This window comes from Halobacteriovorax sp. GFR8, assembly GCF_050955245.1.
Lineage (GTDB): Bacteria > Bdellovibrionota > Bacteriovoracia > Bacteriovoracales > Bacteriovoracaceae > Halobacteriovorax_A.
Window position 1 is genome coordinate 1,567,726 of the sequence record NZ_JBPBLR010000002.1, and the last position, 17,585, is coordinate 1,585,310.

A 17,585-nucleotide genomic window follows, 5' to 3' on the forward strand; every position below is an offset into this window, starting at 1 on the left:
GTTCAACTTTTTTACACTGTTCAGCTCGTTAACACTAACTGATTAAACTAAATCTCAATACTTACACCACATTTCAGTAGTTTAAACTTTTTACACCCATGAACTTGTTTCATGATACATGGCATCATTCCTGCATCTATTTTAGTATCAAAACAAATAGGAACGACATGATTAAAGCGAAAAACGTAACTAAACATTTAATTTTACTGGCATTAATAAGCCAGGGCCAAGCTTTCGCACAGAATGATTCGGCAAAAATCTTTACAGAAGGACTTAGTTCTTCTCTAAAAGGTGCTGGATTTAAGAATGTGGGACTAGAGCTTGGTGCAGATTATGGTGCTCTTGATTCAAGAACTGATAAAGGAAGTGTTTATCAGACAAAGATGAATCTTGATCTTGAAGCAGAAGTCGTCGACAGTGTTGACTTCAACTTTAGTGGTGGTTTTAGCTATCAGTCAGGTAACTCTTCTTCACAAGAAGCTGAGAGAGTAAAAACTTATAAGCCAAAGTTTACTTATGACTATGGTTACTTTGATTTTAGACCACTAAGTTTTGTTAAAATCAGCGCTGGTGCACTTGATAACTCAACGAAGCGTCAATATATCTCACCATTCATTAATGGTGGTACATCATTCATTGGTGCTAGAGAAGTTATTACGACGAAAGTTGGAAATTTTTACTTCCGTCTTCAAGCAACACAAGCGAAGCCACAAAATGCAATTTTAAGAGAAACATTTAATATTGATGATTCAGGTGATCCACAATTCTTCTCTGAATCTGCAGACATCACTTACCTATCAAAAACGTTAAGAATGGGTGGTGCTGTTGGTACTTACCGTTACAAGAAATTATCAGGTGATCTTGCAAATAAAGACTACTACTGGGGGAACTCAGTTAGCATCGGTACACCAATTGATCAAAGTCTTTACCTTTATGACTTCACAGGTATCTTTGCAAACGCAAGTGCAGAAATCGCTTTAGGAGATAACTCTCTTAAGCTTTCTGGATCTTATATTAAAAACACTGAAACAGTTGTTCCTGATGATAAGAATACTGGTTACGCATATAGAATCGATTTCAAAACAAATATGGGTGACAAGAAGCTAACACTTAAGGCCCTGGCATTTGAAAACCAAGCAGACACTGCTCCAGCATTTTACCGCGGCGGAATCTTTTCAAATGACTACAAAGGTTATGCAGCAGGATTTGGATTAGAAACTCAAAAAGGCTTTAGAACTGAATTTACATATATTAATCGCACTGTACTCGGAAACCTTGACTCAGCGTACTTAATTGATGGTTACAGTGACGAACAAGTTTACACAATCTCCCTAAGGAAAGAATATGACATTTTGTAAGAACATGAAGAACATCACTCTCCTAAGCATTTCAATGCTTGCACTAACGTCGCTAGTTAGTTGTGGAAGTGACACTTCCAACGACGAAAGACAGCAACTTGCAAGACAGCTAAAAGCTTCTGCAAATGAAAGTGCTCTTGTGTCTGTTTCACGTTTCACTGTAGAAGGTGTTACTGAAGATAAGACATCAATGAAGTCTAGAATCGCTTACGGTAAAACTTTTCACGTAAAAGCATGTCTAAGTTCAAAACTTGGGAAAAGCCTTCAGTATCAAACGTTCTACGTTTCAGGTGAAAACTTTCAAACAGTAGAAAGAACTGCAGATAATAATAGCTGTATCTTTTGGGACGAGCCAATCACTATGGATTACTCTCTTCCAAATACATACCTTCCAATGGGTGACAGAGTTATTACTCTTGCAACAAGTGCTAATATCTCATACGACCTTAAACTGTCGATGAATCAATACACTAACAGCATTATTCACAGAAATAATTATGTAATGAAAACTTCACTTAACAAGTCTCGCCTTAGTTCAGACGAGATCATCAATGTTAAGAATGTTAAAATCACTCCTAAAGGATTTGGTCAAGTTGATCCAAGAAATGATAACTTAATTATTGATCAAAAAGTTGTTGTTAACGGTTGTCTTAACCTTAAGGCCAACGGAAGTTCTCTTTCAAATGAGTTTGTTAAGGCAAGACTTATTAACCTTGAAAAACAAGAAAATGGTGAAGAACACGCAGTAACTGAAATGTATGACATCACAGATGGACAACTTGATGAGTCTGGATGTGGTGAGATAAAGTTCTACCTTGAGCACGAAAGATACACGAATACTCGTCGTATTCCATTTAACCTTGAAATTGAAGTACAAAATGAAACACTTCAAAATGCAAAAGTTACACGTGGACTATGTCTATACCCATGGTCAAACAATGGATGGATCTTTGCAGAAGTTTCAAGAACAGGAAAGTGTGAAAAAGATAATAACAACCAAAGAGCAAGACTATTCGTTGATGAAGTTAACTATAGCTTCCTAGGACACGATAATAACAATGGTTTCCACCTAAACAAGAACCTTGACCTGGTAATTGAGAAGTCATTTATCGTTAAGATGTACCCAAAGGTTAACTACGGTAACTACGTACACCACATGAACCCAATTGAGCCTTTCTACCAAGGAAAGCTTAAGCTTGAAGTATACTTTCTAGCTCCACTTCAAGGTGATATTGATTTAACAAACGAGAACAAGCATAAGTTTAAGCTGATCTCTGTAGCTTCACGTGAAGTCGATGTTGAAAATAACCTTCTTAAGGCAAGAATTGATATGCCAATCAAGTTTGTGGACATGCCATATATCCACACAAGAACTTATGCGGCAATTAAGCTATCACCAATTTTAAGAGAAGGAGATGATCCAAGAACTGCACCTCGTCCAGCTTGGGCAGCAGGTACATTCCATGCTTCATCAAAAACATTCCACTCAATCCTTCACACGCAACTTCAAGTGACGGATGAGTTTGAAGCAAAGGATTACACAAATACTAAAATTACGAAGAAAATGACTGAAATGGTTCAACTAGAAAACTACCTTGAAAAATTATCTAACGATGTAAAAGGTGTAACTAAGAAAGATATCATTGCTGCAAAACTTGCTCCAAGATATAACAAGAGCTCTGAAGCGATCTTCTCAGATGAACTTAAGAAGCACGAGCTTTTTGATGAAACAATCAAGGTTGACCACATTGGACTTAATAAGAAACTAATTGAAGAAAATAAGCTTACTGCGTCTGAACTCTCTAAGCTATACGAAGACCAATACGATGCTGCAACACTTGCAAAACTATGTGGTTCATTCTTTAGCCAAGAAAAGACAGGACTAATCTGGAAAACTTACTCAGACTACAATATGAGAAAATGTATTGAGTCTCCATGGGAATTCATGATGATTACTCCAGTAAGTCACGTACAAGAAATTCTATCAAAACCAAGAGTTAGTCACTCTAATACAATTAGAATTTCTAAATCAACTGGAAGCGGAACTTACTTTACAGAAAACAGAAGAGTTGGATTCTCACACGGATATAAAACAGGTGTTGGTGCAAAGCTAGACTTTAAAATCCCATTTGGTGAAGCATCACCAGTAGGTGGAGGAGTTGGTGTATCAGCAGGTTATGACTGGTCAACATCATGGTCACTTGATAAGTCAAATGGTGACAACAATAGAAGTGATAACGGACAGTCAATTGACCTATACGCTGAAGCAATTACACTAAACTTTGAAGCAAGAACACACCAGTGTTTTATGATCGAAGGGACTTCTAAGTTTAAAGCTGAATGGGTAGGATCACAAATGTATGGAAGTGGAAATCACGGACTTGGTGGATCACTACAGTACGTAGCTGTAAACAACCCAATTCGTTACAAAGTATGTAAGCCAAAAGCTGGAAAAGAAAGATTAGAAGAAACATGGTACTTTACTGGTGAAGGTTTCCAATTCAACTCAATCCTAAGAGATAGACTTGGAATGACTGAAAACCAATACACGATGATGTTTAGAGGAAGAAAGACACTTTATAAGTTTACTGACTTCTTATCAAAAGCTTCAAGCTCGATGTTTAACATCAAAGAAAGAAAGACTCAGTCGCCAGATGTGTATATGCTAGATGTTTACAAGAATTACAAAGAAGCATTTGATAGCAACCATGACTTAATCGATGACCAAGCTATCCCAGGTACGGTTGAGAAGTATGACCCAATTAAAAATGGCGGAGACCACAATTTCTCTGAAGATAATTGTGAGCTTCCACCTGATGAATATAATCATGCATCAGTAGACTTTTGCTAGAAATATAAAGGCCGCTTAAATAAGCGGCCTTTTTTTATTTGAATTATTTTGCTTCAAAGCTATCGTATTTCGAAAAGATATAATCAAGAGTGTCATCGTCAACATCACGGTATAGACACACCCCTAATTCCATCAGATAAATTTTTAAGTGCTCACGAGGATCCACATTTGGGTACTTCTTCTTTAGAAGTTCAAATAATTCGGCTTCGGCCTCAACGATAATATCAGATAATTCATTGCCGGCACCTTTATTAATCATATAAAGAGCAAGTAGATATGGCATTTGGATGATTTGTTTACGTACGATTTTAATACGCTCACGAATTCCTACAGAGTTCTCTTGAGACAAATTAAAGATACGAGAAATCATGTACTTCACTGCTTCTTTAAGGATGACATCCTTTTCCTTACCTAAATAATAATAAATGAGGGAGCGAGTCACATCAGCTTCCTTGGCCACCTCGGCAATTTTCCAATTCAGGTGTCCCTTAGCAACTTCTAGCTTAGTTACTGCATTTAAAATTCGATAATGTACTTCTTCACTTTTATTGCTTGTCATAAATAAATCTCTCTATACTTGATAATAATACTTAAGTTTTAAAAGGTAAAATCCGATAAAAATTTATTGAGTCATGTTCAATATTGACTATTGAGTTCTTTAGAATTTTCAGATTTATGGGGGAAAAGTATGAAAAATCAGAAACTTACAGGTATCGCAGGAGCGCTAATCTTCTCGACACTCCTAGTTTCCTGCAACCAAAAGTCCTATCGAATGCCCAGCTCATTAAAAAGTTCTAACTTTGACTCCCTGATGCACGAAATGCATGCCCAAGTCTCTAAAGGCGTTAAATCCCCTGCTGAATGTGCAACTAAGACTAAGCATTACTACAACAAACTATTTTCTATTAAATCAACCGATATCGACTTTTCAGAATTTTCCCAATATCAAATGCAGGATTTTGTGAATGCATCTTTTAATATTCGCCTAGATCTTAAAGAGAAGCTCAAAGAGCTCAACAGCACAAAAGAACTCAATCGAGATGAAAAAGAATGCCTAAAAGGAGTGAAGGATATCTTCAGGGCCCTTCGCTACCTCGAAGACTACTTTATTGAGTCATACTATGCATCGAGACCAAAATCAAAAGTACCTCGTCAATTTAGCACCCTAAATTTTGACGGTGACTCTCCTATTCACTTTATGGTTAACCCTGAATACAGTTTTTCAGGGCCTGCAGATCTTAAGTCAGGAGATATTATCCTTTCTCGTGGTAATGCCTATTCAAGTGCTGCCATCGCAAGAATCGGCGATGATGACCATCAATTTTCACACTTAACATTAGTTTATAAAGATAAGAAAACAGGAGAGCTTTTTACATCTGAGGCCCATATTGAAGTTGGTAATGTGGCAGCTCCATTTCAAGTTCATCTAGACCAGGCAAACTCAAGGACAGTTGTCTTTCGCCACAAAGATGCCAAACTAGCGCACCTTGCGGCCAAAGAGATGCATGAGCGCTTTACTAAATTCACAAAGAAGAATGAGGAAAATATCCCATATGATTTTGCTATGGATTATCATGATGACTCACAAATCTTTTGTTCGGAAGTTATCTATCATGGATACAAAGTTGCCAGCTCACAGTTGAATGGTACAGAAATGGATATACCAGAGTTTAAAACAACATTTAACCCGGCCCTACTATCCTTTCTACAAGACTTTGGTTTAAAAGTTACAAAAGAGAATATCTCAAAATTTAAAACTTTTGGCCCAGGTGAGATTCAATTTGATTCACGATTCGATCTAGTGGCAGAATGGAGGAATCCAGATAAGCTCAAAGACACGCGCTATAAAGACGCGATTCTATCAAAGATTTTTGAGTGGATGGAAAAAGAGAAATACGAATTTGACCCAAGCTTTGGCACAAAATTAGGAAATGACTTTGCCTGGCTTGCTCGCCGCTCAGTCATTAGTCGAGGGATAATCAAATTTGTAGCAGGTGTAAATTTAGAAGAAAAGTTTCCACTCAACCTTGGCTCGAAACAGATTGATCTCTTCGTGGTACTAGACCAAGTTGGGGAAAAACTTTATGAAAGAATCGCTAAGGCAGAAAAAGAGGCCGGCGGAATTTTGTCATTTAATGAAATGTTTTACGAACTTGAGTCTTATCGTAAAGAAGATGCTGCAAGATACATAAAATATATTGAAGATAAGAAATATAATCAGAAGCTTCAAATGCAGGGTGGACGACGCAACGGACCAAGAAGACGTCGCTCATTAACAAGACCTGATTTCCATCACTTGTTTCACAATTAAGAATCTAAGCTTTAAGAATAAGATATTTTAAGCTATATTGGCCGCATATGAAAACGGTCAATATAGCAATTCAAAACGCCCATAATGAGCTTTGTGCTCACCCACTTTATACAAATATCAATGATATTGAAGACGTAAAAATTCTAATGAAATGGCATGTCTTTGCAGTATGGGACTTTATGTCTCTTTTGAAAGGTCTACAAAAAGAAGTTACATGTGTGACAACTCCATGGATGCCTTCAAAGTACGACAAAGAGTGTGTACGCTTTATCAATGAAATCGTTCTTGGCGAAGAAAGTGATGAAGACCTGGATGGTGGCCATATTGATCACTTCACAATGTACTTAAATGCCATGAAAGAAGTTGGTGCTGACACTGCTCCAATTGAAAACTTCTTAAAGGACTTCTCTTTTGATGAGCTTCCACAAGAGATTGCAAAGTTTACGGCATTTAACTTAAATCTAGTAACTAATGCACATCCAAGTGCAGTTGCTTCAGCATTCTTCTATGGAAGAGAGAATCTCATTCCTGATTTATTCCAACCATTTGTTAATGTACTTGAACAAAAGAATATTGATGCTCCTTATTTTAAGCATTATTTAGTTCGTCATATTGAACTAGATGGTGATGAGCACGGCGATCTTGCAGGAAAGCTTCTAACACAACTTAGTGACTCTAAAGAAAAAGAAGATCAGGCAACTCAAGTTGCTCTTGACTCTCTTAAGCTTAGATCTCAGATGTGGGATTATGTTCTAGAAGAGATTAGATTAAACCGCTCAGAGAACCTAGAGCCTATCCACTAAGTCTTTAGCAAGCGAAATCCCTGCACTCCATCCGTTCTTATAAAGGGCATTAAGAGCGTAGATACCTTCACTGACCTCACCACAAAATGGAGTACGCCTCTTACCTTTGTGGCGAATACCTGTGTGAATCATTGGCCTTTCAAGCTTTGTAAACTCTGGAAATAAGTCTTGAAAAATTTCTAATTTCTCGTAGACCTCTTTAGGCGAATGAAGATGATTGAGTCCCTCTATTGAATTAGCTCCAAAAAGTAGCATTTTATCATGAGCACGATAGATGAGATTAAAGTGGCCACGAGAGATGACAAACGACTCTTCATTCAAATCAATATCCCAAGTAAAGTAAGTTCCTTTAACCGGCTTTCCTTCTGGTAGATTCTTATCTTTGAAGATTAATGAAGTATAGGCACTTGTTGCTAGAATAATTTTATGAGCATTAAAGCTTCCAAGGCTTGTTTGCACTTCACCTTTATTAACTGCTGTCACTCTAGCATTTATTTTTTTAACATCAGTCTTGAAAGAGCCAAGAAAGTCATGAGGATTAATCACATAGGCATCCTTAGCTACCATCTTCTGATTCTTAAAATTCACAAAGTCTGTACCGTAGCGGGCCTCAAATTGTTTAAATTTCAAAGGGTCTTCTTTGATATTTGGTGGCAGATAGTATTGTTTAGCAGTATAGACACCTGGGGGTTGATTTCTCTCAACAAAGTCTTTTAGGAATTCATGAGCGTGAAAGAGAATATCACCAAGTTTTGAGATACCTTCTTCAAAAAGCCCAAATGAAACAACACTTGTCGTACGAGTAGAACACGCAGGAAATGCTTCATCGTCAAAGACTTGGGCGATCTTAGCACTTGGGTATCTCTTTGTTAAAAAATATAAAATGGCGCGGCTTGCAATACCATCACCAACTACAATATAATCGAAATTCTTTGTCATAATAACTTCTTACATCAATATTTTTAAGTTAACCAGTCGAAATGACGAGAGTTTTTTATTGTCATTCCAAATTCAATAACTATACAATTTTAATTCAAAATTAGTTAATGGAGTATGAATTATGTCAGAGACGACAGAAAAAGCAGCAAAGAACCCAATGGACATCATCGATCAAAATGCCGTCCTTTTTTGTGTAGACAACACAGATATCACAGCAAAACAAATTATGGCAGTACTTGCCATGCTACTTGTGGAAGACTGTACTGTCCCATTCATCACACGTTACCGTAAAGACAAAACAGGTGGTTTAGATGAAGAACAAATCCGTCTAATCCAAGAAAAATACGACGAATATATTGAGCGTGAGAAACGCCGTGCTTTCATCCTTGATGCCATCACTAAGCAAGAGATGATGACTCCTGAGATAGAAAAGAAGATTAAGGCCGCAACAAATATCAACCAACTTGAAGATATCTATGCGCCATTCAAATCAAAGAGAAAAACAAAAGCTCAAATTGCTAAAGAAGCAGGACTTGAGCCATTCTCAATTCTAATGAAAACATCTAAGCTTCCAATGCCAGAGCTTGCAAAAGAAGCTCTAAAGTTCATCAATAAAGAAAAGAAAATTGCAACTTTTGAAGATGTATTAAAAGGTGCATGCGATATCATTATTGAAGAGATCGCTCACGATACAGAACTTAAAGAAACTCTTCGTAAAGACTACTGGGCACAGGCGATGATTAAATCATCTCCAAGAAAGGGTTATGAAGAAATCAAAGACTGGCAAAAATATAAAGACTACTTTGAGTACGAGCAAAAGGTAGCTGATCTTCGTGATCCAAAAGCGGCACACAGATTCCTTGCCATCCGTCGTGCTCAAACAGAAAAAATTCTAAAAGTGGAAATCGTTTTTGATGAAGAGTATGCAAATAATATGATTCTATCAAAGCATTTTGCAGACACAAGTGTGACTAGCTACAAGGCCCTAGTTGACTGTGCTTCAAAAGCATATAAGAACTATATCCACTCATCACTTGATCTAGAGATCAAAGGAGAGCTTAAGAAGCTTTCAGATGAATCAGCAATTGATGTATTTGGTGTAAACCTTAAAAACCTACTTCTTCAACCATACCTTGGTTCCAAGACAGTTCTTGCACTTGACCCAGGTGTTGTAACAGGATGTAAAACTGTTGTTGTTGATAACACAGGTAAGTTTGTTGTTGATACTGTTGTCTACCCTCACCCTCCAAGAAACCAGGTTCGTGAGTCGGCAACAATCCTTAATGCAATGATTGAACAATTCAATGTTGAATATATCGCAATTGGAAATGGAACTTTTGGACGTGAGACTCTTCAATTTGTTGAAGATAACGTGACAGCAGTGAAAGATGGAAAAGTTAAAGCAACAATGATCTCAGAAGATGGTGCTTCAATCTATTCTGCCTCACCTATTGCAAAGAAAGAATTCCCAGATAAAGATGCAACGGTAAGAGGTGCAATCTCAATTGGACGTCGTTTCCAAGACCCACTTGCTGAACTTGTAAAGATTGATCCAAAATCAATTGGTGTTGGCCAGTACCAACACGATGTTAACCAAGTTAGACTAAAGAAATCACTAGATGGTGTTGTTGAGAGTTGTGTAAACTTTGTTGGTGTTGATATCAACACTGCTTCAGCTCCTCTACTTTCATTCATCTCAGGTATTGGGCCAACAGTTGCTGGAAATATCGTTAAGCATAGAGACAAGAACGGACTATTCTCAGATCGAAGTGATATCCTAAAGGTTTCACGTTTTACAGATAAGGTATTCCAACAAGCAGCTGGCTTCCTTCGTGTTTACAATGGGAAGAACCCATTAGATGCTACATTTATTCACCCAGAAAACTACGATATGTTAGAAAACTGGGCACAATCAAAAGGCTTTACGCTTGAGCAACTGACAACAGATAATGCTGTTGCAAACCAACTGAAGTCAGACAAGACACTCATTGCAGAGCTTGGTGAGTTTACAGTTAACGATATCTACAAATCACTAACAGCACCTTCTCAAGATCCACGTACAGAATTTAAGACAACGGAATTTAGAAAAGATGCTCGTGAAATTAAAGACATCAAAATTGGTGAGCGCTACCCAGGTATCGTAAAAAATATCACCCAATTTGGAGCTTTTGTTGATATTGGAATTAAAGAGAACGGTCTTGTGCACGTTTCACAAATGGCCGACCACTTTGTTGATAATGCTCTTGATGTTCTTAAAGTAGGACAAGAGGTTTCTGCAGTTGTGCTTGATGTTGATATGGATAGAAAGCGTATTGCACTTTCACTTAAATCAGATGGTGCAGAAGAAGCTAAAACTTATGAGCGCCCTTCAGGTGGCCCTCGCCAGAGCAAGCCTCGTGGCGGTGGAAAGCCTAAGATGCCAAAGCAAAACGATGCACCTTTAAAGAATAATGCATTTGCAGCACTTGCTGGCTTTAAGGTAAAATAGGTGCAGTATTGTTGCCTCACAAGCAATAGGAAAGATGATTTAATAAAAATAAAAATAAAAAAAGGGCCTTCTACTATGAGGCCCTTTTTTATAAATTTATCATGTAATAAATTATTTACACTCAGAAACTCTTCTTTTTACAGATCTTAAAAGACTCTTTGTCCAAGAACCAACTAGAGGACTCTTAGTTATTTTAAATGAATTTTCAGATTTAGAAGTCATGTCACCTTTTTCCATTACTACATCATTGGACACAACATGAGTATAAGCACCTCTATACTTATGTAAATCAGAAAAGATAGTCATATAACTAACATTTCCTTCTTGTGGTAGGTCATATAAGTTATCAATTTTTGTAAATGAATATCCCTTCTCCTCATAGATATTAATTATCTTTTCAGTAATATCATGGCGGCCATCGATATCAGACATTACAAGATACTGATGGCAATTAGTAGTACCTGCTGTAATATTTGAAATTACCATTAGTGTAAGAATAAACTTTAAAATATTTTTCATCGTTGTCTCCTTGTTTTTAAGTACATTAACACAGAGAACAACACACTGCGCCACTATTGTAAAATTTTTATTATTGATTTTAGAAGTTCTCTTTGGCAAAAAAGATATCCAGTAAAACTACTCATTTTAATGAGCAATAACAACAAGGTAGTCAAAACGAAGAGGTCAAAAGAGTTGAAACTCCCAATGAGCATTTGTCATAATATTAATAATCCAGGCCTTTTGCTTTAAGACTTCTTTTTCACCATCAAAGGAGTCCTTATTAAAGACGAAGTTCACATCAATGCGCGCTTCTTCCTTATTCCAAGTGTAGGTCTCAACTGAGTTATGTTGTCCCGCTTCGAGAAACGTACCTCTAGCTGCGAGAACTTACCAATCCCCCATGAAGCGATTAATATCAACATAATCAACGGTTTTATTATAAGTCGTTGAGCTACAGCTAAGGAGAAGCAAAAGACTTATTTTAGGTAGATAAAATTTAAGAAATAAGGGCCAGATTAGGCCCTTAGAGTCGACATTTAGTAGCATCGTCGAGTGTCCAAACCAAATCGACTTTACGTGATCTGACTTTTCTAAAAACTTTTCAATATCAGGCTTTATTGAAGGTAGTATAATTATTCTAACCTCACACAATATGAAGCAAAATTAAGTATATACTTGGCCTCAACATTAGAAATTTTACTAACTTCATTATTCATATAGTTTAGAGAACCTGAAATCTTAGCTGTCATTTCCTTATCAGAGCATCCCCTCTGTAGAGCAGAATTCAAATAATTCATTGATGTGTAGAAGTGAAATTTAATCAATTGAATTGAATCTGTGATCTGAAGATACTTATCACATGTTTCTTGATTGGGTTCTCCACCTTTGTACATACTTTGTAGCTCTTTTGTATAAACATTAAAATTATTTTGAATAACTTTTCCGCCATCATTAACAGCTCTATTTGCTTGTTTAAAATTAATTTCACAAGCTGAAGGAATTTCGAAATCAAGACTACTGGCAAGTACTGTAGAGTTGAGCATAACAATAAAAAACCAAATGTATTTCTTCATAAAAACTCTCCTTAAAACTTTTATCATATCTATAATGGGCGCCCTTGATTAGTAACATCAATGGCCTCAACTTTTATATTGTTTACAGATGGGTCATCTTTATTCATATTTAATATTGTAAAATAAGCATAGACCTGTTCTTTTATTACCCCATCAAAATGTTGAGTTTCCACTTCATAGATCCCGTCTTTATCAACTTTTACAGAAAGCATATTTTGAACAATCCAGTTTTGATCTATAGAAAGAGTCGCTCTAACAAAAACAGGCTTTGTAACACCAGTAACTTTGAATCGTAACTTAAACGTACCAAAAACATTTTCTGTCGCTTTAGCGACATTATCATTGAACTTCAAAGACACAAGTCTTGGATAATTTTCATTTCGAAATTCTTCATATGAATTCCTATTCGTTTTAATATAATTTACGTAGTCGCTGTAATAAAGATGAGTATAAGGGTCCAATGATCTATAAAATTGAATATAGCTATCCACTCCAAGATCAGAGTGACCACCAGCTGCCAACTCCCACATACCAAAAGAGAGGCCAATAGAGTAATGCCCCCAATTATGGGAAATCAGCTTAATATTACTGCGCCCCTTAAGTTCTTTATATAGGTCAAGAGAATCTTTACTATCTTGATCTTGACTGTGACCAAACTCAATAACAATTGGAACTTCAACTTCTTTAAGCGCACTATATAGGTCATCATTATTGCTAATTGAAGAACTAGCAATTTCATTGTTCATCGTGGCAACATAATTTTCATAAAATGTTGAAAATTGAGAGTCATCAAACTCTGTATTAAAGAAAGAATAATGCTCATTCAAGCGCGTAATGATACTTCGATCACCTTGAGAGTTATCGTCACTAATTAACGATTTAATCTTATTTGTATTTGTGAAACTTTTAGATTTAAATCGTAATTCATAATTTAAACTTGAATAGTACAGCCCACCATTTGCCAATGAATGACGACGAGGACTTGTTGGTGCACTAGCGGCCATAACAAGTTTAATGGCCGGATGATATGTCGTGGCGGCCGCAAGCGCCATGAAGCCATCATAAGAAGTTCCTTGAACAATAATATTTCCGCTATGCCAATCCTGTTTTACAATTTCATTGATGATGATATTTGAATCATTCCTTGCCTGCTTCCAATCAAGCCAATCAAAGCCCTCTTTTCCAAAGAAAGTTCCTCTAACGACACTTGAGATAATATCGTAATTTCTTAGAAGAACATCATCAATTATATACAGAGAATTTAATATAGACGTAGAGTGAAAATGATAAGGTGATTGACCAAGAATAGCATCGCGCTTTTCACTAAACGCAATATCCAGCGGCCTAAAAACAAAAGTAGGCAGCAACACATCCCCATTTTTTGGCATTAATTGTCTTGCGTGAAGTTGCGGTAAAGGAGTTTCATAGTTCAAAAAGCGAATAGTATTTTCGCGGTCAATTACTAATTCGATAATTCTACCATCTTCAATATTTTGATAGACCTTATAATGAGAAATATCCACAATTTTTCTAACTTTGCCACAATAGTCTTCAAAGTCTGTTTTAAAAAACGTAGCAAAATTTTCATCTGCTATTTTTATCTTCTTATTTTTAATAAGCTCATTTTTGTTGAAAGTTTTTAAATCACTGCAAAGTTGCTCCATACTACGAATTACAGTTAGCCCGTGAACTTGAGAAGTCGTAATCAAAGTCATGATAATGAAGACAAATTTATTTAGCATATAATTCCCAAGATAAGTTGTATTGATATTAGAGCAATAACAAGGCCAACATTTGTATAGAAAATTAACAACTTAAGCAGACTATATGTCTAATAAATAGACACAATAAAATTAACTGAACAATTAATGGCAATTTTAGAATATAAGATAAAGGTAAGAAAAAAGGCCCTTGTAAGGCCTTTTTCATTTGAATCATTTATTTAATTAATCAATTCTTTCTAGATTTACTCTTAGGCCCATTCCAGTATTAAGGGCGATTGTGATCATATCTTGAATTCCCATTTGCTTCCAAAAAACGAGATCAACTTTATGGTTTTCTTCTTCATAGATCATACAGCTAAAAACAATAGATCCATTTTCAACACGGTCTTTTTCACAAGTTGTATCAACTTGAAGCTGACCAGCATAATTCATCTTAAGATTATACTTCTCACCTGCTACGATTTCTGTTACTTCAACATTCTCATTTCCAACAAGTGCCTGATCCATTTCATTTTGCCCCTTGTAAGTTGCAGAGTGGGCCGAAAAAGCAGTTAGTGATAATAGTACTAGTAATAATTTTTTCATAAATGTTCTCCATTATTCTTCTTCATAAATCTTTAACTAAACAAGTTCACAATACCTCGTTGAGGGAGACAGATGTAAAAAGCTGAAATATTTATATTTATGAATAAATAATGAACGTTGTTAACTACTGAAAATCTCGAAAAGTACCCGCGCCCCTTTTAGCGATGAGGGATGAGGACGAGATCACGAGTGCTATATCCGAGAGAGTCTAGCTCCCTGATGGCCCTGGCAACGATTTTGGAAGCGTAGTCCTTAGAGTATTTACGAGACATGATCCACAGGTACTTTTCATTAGGGACACCAATGGCAACCCACTCGTACTTAGGATCAAGAGCGATCACAAGATAATCAAATTTCAGAGGCCAAAAGAGCTGTATTTTCCAATGGGCATTGGTCTTTGGATTTTCAATCCATGCCTTCTGTTTTAATACTTCTTTTTCACCATCAAAGGCGTCTTTATTGAAGACAAAGTTAACGTCAATTCGATTCTCTTCTTCATTCCATGTATATGTTTCAACAGAGTTATGTTGGCCATCTTCTAAAAATGTCCCACGAGCTGCAAGCACATACCAATCCCCCATGAAACGATCAATATCAACATAGTCGACCGTTTTTTCATAAGTAGTCGAGCTACAACTTAAGAACAAAAAGCTAAATATGAAGAGTAAATACTTTAGAACCACCATTTCTTTGTAACATATTCCTGTTCATCAAAAGAGACAATTTCTCCTAATTTTGGTGCCATTAACTTAAGAAGTCCCAAATTTGAAAATTCATCTAACTTCTCAATTGGCTCCTGCCATGGATGAAAAGACAGCGAGAAAGCACCCCAATGAATTGGGAAGTAGTACCTAGCATTAATATCGGCGTAGGCCTTAGGCCACTCTTCAGGTAATAAGTGAACAGCAAACCAGTCAGGGTTATATTGGCCAGACTCCATAAAGGCGACATCAAAAGGCCCCAGACGACTTCCAATCTCTTTAAAGTGAATATCGTAGCCAGTATCCCCACTGAAGTAGAGATTATTATTTTGGGTTTTTACAACCCATGAAGCCCACAGAGTCGTATTCTCATGGGCCTGATCTCTGCCAGAGAAATGCTGGGCAGGTGTTGCCGTAAATTTGATGTCTTCAAACTCCACATCTTGCCACCAATCGAGTTCAGTAACTCGATTCGTTTCAATGCCCCATCTCTTTAAGTGTGATCCAACTCCAAGAGGAGTGATAATTTTGACGTCCTTCTTTTTAGCGAAGAATTTCATCGTGGCCATATCAAGATGATCATAGTGATCGTGAGAGATAATAATATAGTCAATTTCCGGAAGTTCTTCTAAAGAGAGAACAGGAGGTGCAAAACGTTTTACAAAGAGTGGAACTGGAGAAGATGCACCCGAAAAAATAGGATCAATCAAAACAATCTTAGAGTCGATATTTAGTAGAATCGTCGAGTGTCCAAACCAAATCGACTTTACGTGATCTGACTTTTCTAAAAACTTTTCCATATCAGGCTTTACTGAAGGCAGAGGTTTTTCAGGATAGCGCCCTCCACCCTTACCTAAGAATTCAATGAACTTAGAAAGGCCAAATCCATCTTTTTGTATTGGCTGTTCTTTCGTAATATTAGGCCTGCGATTAACAAAAATTTGCTTAGAAGCATCGAAGTTCTCCGACTTTTCAAATGTTCTTAATTCGCTCTTATTTGGGTGGGCCCCAAGTGAAGACATGAAAACTGAAGCAACTTTACTCATAGCTGTACATCCAGAAAAATTAATTAAAACTATAAATAGCAATAATCGTTTAAGCATTAAGTTCCTACTTTTTTAACAAAACTAATGAAATTGCCATTATCCTTGAAAAATCTCCAATTCGAAAAGAGTGTAAAGATCACTGTAATAATCACAGGAACTAAGAATGAGAAAATGAACGATGTTCCCGTAAAGCGCACGGGAAGAGAACGATCGACAAACATTGCTGGCATAATGACAGGAGAAAACTGCGCTAAAAGCGTCAGCACAATAAAACTAAGAAGGTTACCGACTGCTATTGCAAAAACTGTGATAATTGCAATATTAAGGCCGCCATACTTTTTGATTTGATCCATACTCATGCCAAGGATCCAAAAAGAAGCAAAATCATTTCTAACTCTTGCATAAAATATTGAAAGACCTGAAATAATCGAGAATGTTACAAGAACAATTGTTGCTAAGAATAAGAATAGAACAACATTATTTTCGAGAGCAAGGGCATAAACAAGGTTCTGATTCAATTGCTCCCATGTTTTAAAGCTTGCACCTTGTGCAGTTAAATACTGCTCTAAATCCCTTTCACCTGATGCAGACAAAACGCTAAAAACCCTAAGTTTATTGTATCGACGTGACTTTGCAATTGAGAAGGCACTATAGGCATGCCCCCAAGCATGAAGCTCATCGATATCTGGGTCCATTGAATCGGTGAAGTTTTCAATCATAAGAGACTTAAATCGAGGAAGCTCTCCAAAGAAGACATCAGTATGGGCCGGCGAGATAAATTGAATCTTATCATCAAGGCCTGCGTAAATCTTTCTGGCCAAATAAGGAGACATCAGAATTTCTTCTCTACCTGGCCAGTGATCAATTGCCTTAGGTCGTAGTGTTGACGTTTCGGCAGTAATCCCATGGAAAATAACAGGGGCCAAGTAACCTTCAAGACGAATTAAACCTTCAATTTCATATTCAAATGAATACTTATAGTTTTTATCATCTAAATAAGCTTGGACCTTCTTAAAATCGAGATCTTTTGGAAGATCAATAATGTAGCGGCCCAGAGTCTGCTTTCCACGCTCGATGCGGTTTGTTTGTAGCCCTTTAAGAACAGACTGAACACTTAATAGTGAAAAGCTTGATATGATTAGACTCGCCAAGGCCATGATGAGAAGCCTTTGGCGAGTCTTAGCTTTAAATAAGTAATTTAGAAA

At 36.7% G+C, this 17,585-nt stretch carries 14 protein-coding genes; 5 read left to right on the forward strand and 9 right to left on the reverse strand.

All coding sequences use genetic code 11. From position 1 onward, the window contains the following. The first annotated feature begins 167 nt into the window (after positions 1 to 167). Together ACRXC1_RS07995 and ACRXC1_RS08000 are read left to right on the forward strand one after the other, a co-directional pair. Positions 168 to 1,358 carry a hypothetical protein gene (locus ACRXC1_RS07995; protein WP_433657898.1) on the forward strand — a complete coding sequence of 397 codons (1,191 nt, stop codon included), beginning with the start codon at positions 168 to 170 and terminating at the stop codon, positions 1,356 to 1,358. After that, positions 1,345 to 4,209 (forward strand): hypothetical protein, encoded by a 2,865-nt coding sequence (locus tag ACRXC1_RS08000; RefSeq protein WP_433657900.1) that lies wholly within the window; start codon positions 1,345 to 1,347, stop codon positions 4,207 to 4,209. The genes ACRXC1_RS07995 and ACRXC1_RS08000 overlap by 14 nt, the downstream gene beginning before the upstream one ends. Before the next feature lie 43 nt (positions 4,210 to 4,252). Here the strand turns inward: ACRXC1_RS08000 and ACRXC1_RS08005 are convergent, their stop codons facing one another. Beyond that, positions 4,253 to 4,768 carry a TetR/AcrR family transcriptional regulator gene (locus ACRXC1_RS08005; protein WP_021266649.1) on the reverse strand — a complete coding sequence of 172 codons (516 nt, stop codon included), beginning with the start codon at positions 4,766 to 4,768 and terminating at the stop codon, positions 4,253 to 4,255. Positions 4,769 to 4,897: 129 nt separating this feature from the next. Between ACRXC1_RS08005 and ACRXC1_RS08010 the strand changes: the two genes are divergently transcribed. Together ACRXC1_RS08010 and ACRXC1_RS08015 are read left to right on the forward strand one after the other, a co-directional pair. Continuing rightward, positions 4,898 to 6,520: a YiiX/YebB-like N1pC/P60 family cysteine hydrolase gene (locus tag ACRXC1_RS08010; protein ID WP_433657902.1), complete on the forward strand. Its 1,623-nt coding sequence runs from the start codon at positions 4,898 to 4,900 to the stop codon at positions 6,518 to 6,520. 47 nt (positions 6,521 to 6,567) lie between these two features. Further along, positions 6,568 to 7,323 carry a DUF3050 domain-containing protein gene (locus tag ACRXC1_RS08015; RefSeq protein WP_433657904.1) on the forward strand — a complete coding sequence of 252 codons (756 nt, stop codon included), beginning with the start codon at positions 6,568 to 6,570 and terminating at the stop codon, positions 7,321 to 7,323. Here ACRXC1_RS08015 and ACRXC1_RS08020 read toward each other — a convergent pair. After that, a complete protein-coding gene (locus tag ACRXC1_RS08020) occupies positions 7,306 to 8,262 on the reverse strand; it encodes an FAD-dependent oxidoreductase (RefSeq protein ID WP_433657906.1) in 957 nt (318 codons plus the stop codon). The two genes, ACRXC1_RS08015 and ACRXC1_RS08020, sit on opposite strands and share 18 nt — an antisense overlap. Positions 8,263 to 8,383: 121 nt before the next feature. On the opposite strand from ACRXC1_RS08020, the gene ACRXC1_RS08025 reads away from it, so the two are divergent. Then, the gene (locus ACRXC1_RS08025) at positions 8,384 to 10,750 is read left to right on the forward strand and encodes a Tex family protein (protein ID WP_392908524.1); all 2,367 of its coding nucleotides are present in this window, start codon (positions 8,384 to 8,386) and stop codon (positions 10,748 to 10,750) included. Positions 10,751 to 10,861: 111 nt separating this feature from the next. On the opposite strand, the gene ACRXC1_RS08030 is transcribed toward ACRXC1_RS08025, so the two are convergent. From ACRXC1_RS08030 to ACRXC1_RS08060, 7 genes are all read right to left on the reverse strand, one after another. After that, the gene (locus ACRXC1_RS08030) at positions 10,862 to 11,269 is read right to left on the reverse strand and encodes a hypothetical protein (protein WP_433657909.1); all 408 of its coding nucleotides are present in this window, start codon (positions 11,267 to 11,269) and stop codon (positions 10,862 to 10,864) included. 614 nt (positions 11,270 to 11,883) lie between these two features. After that, a complete protein-coding gene (locus ACRXC1_RS08035; RefSeq protein ID WP_433657911.1) occupies positions 11,884 to 12,324 on the reverse strand; it encodes a hypothetical protein in 441 nt (146 codons plus the stop codon). Positions 12,325 to 12,353: 29 nt separating this feature from the next. Further along, complete coding sequence (locus tag ACRXC1_RS08040) at positions 12,354 to 14,066, reverse strand: CocE/NonD family hydrolase (protein WP_433657913.1); 1,713 nt, start codon at positions 14,064 to 14,066, stop codon at positions 12,354 to 12,356. A 204-nt stretch (positions 14,067 to 14,270) separates the two neighbouring features. Then, positions 14,271 to 14,633 carry a hypothetical protein gene (locus tag ACRXC1_RS08045; protein ID WP_392908532.1) on the reverse strand — a complete coding sequence of 121 codons (363 nt, stop codon included), beginning with the start codon at positions 14,631 to 14,633 and terminating at the stop codon, positions 14,271 to 14,273. Between the two features lie 158 nt (positions 14,634 to 14,791). Next, the gene (locus ACRXC1_RS08050) at positions 14,792 to 15,319 is read right to left on the reverse strand and encodes a lipocalin family protein (protein ID WP_433657915.1); all 528 of its coding nucleotides are present in this window, start codon (positions 15,317 to 15,319) and stop codon (positions 14,792 to 14,794) included. Further along, the gene (locus tag ACRXC1_RS08055) at positions 15,307 to 16,380 is read right to left on the reverse strand and encodes an MBL fold metallo-hydrolase (protein ID WP_433657917.1); all 1,074 of its coding nucleotides are present in this window, start codon (positions 16,378 to 16,380) and stop codon (positions 15,307 to 15,309) included. Before ACRXC1_RS08055 ends, ACRXC1_RS08050 begins: the two co-directional genes overlap by 13 nt. A 56-nt stretch (positions 16,381 to 16,436) precedes the next feature. Then, positions 16,437 to 17,537 carry an ABC transporter permease gene (locus ACRXC1_RS08060; protein ID WP_393061787.1) on the reverse strand — a complete coding sequence of 367 codons (1,101 nt, stop codon included), beginning with the start codon at positions 17,535 to 17,537 and terminating at the stop codon, positions 16,437 to 16,439. Positions 17,538 to 17,585 lie beyond the last annotated feature (48 nt).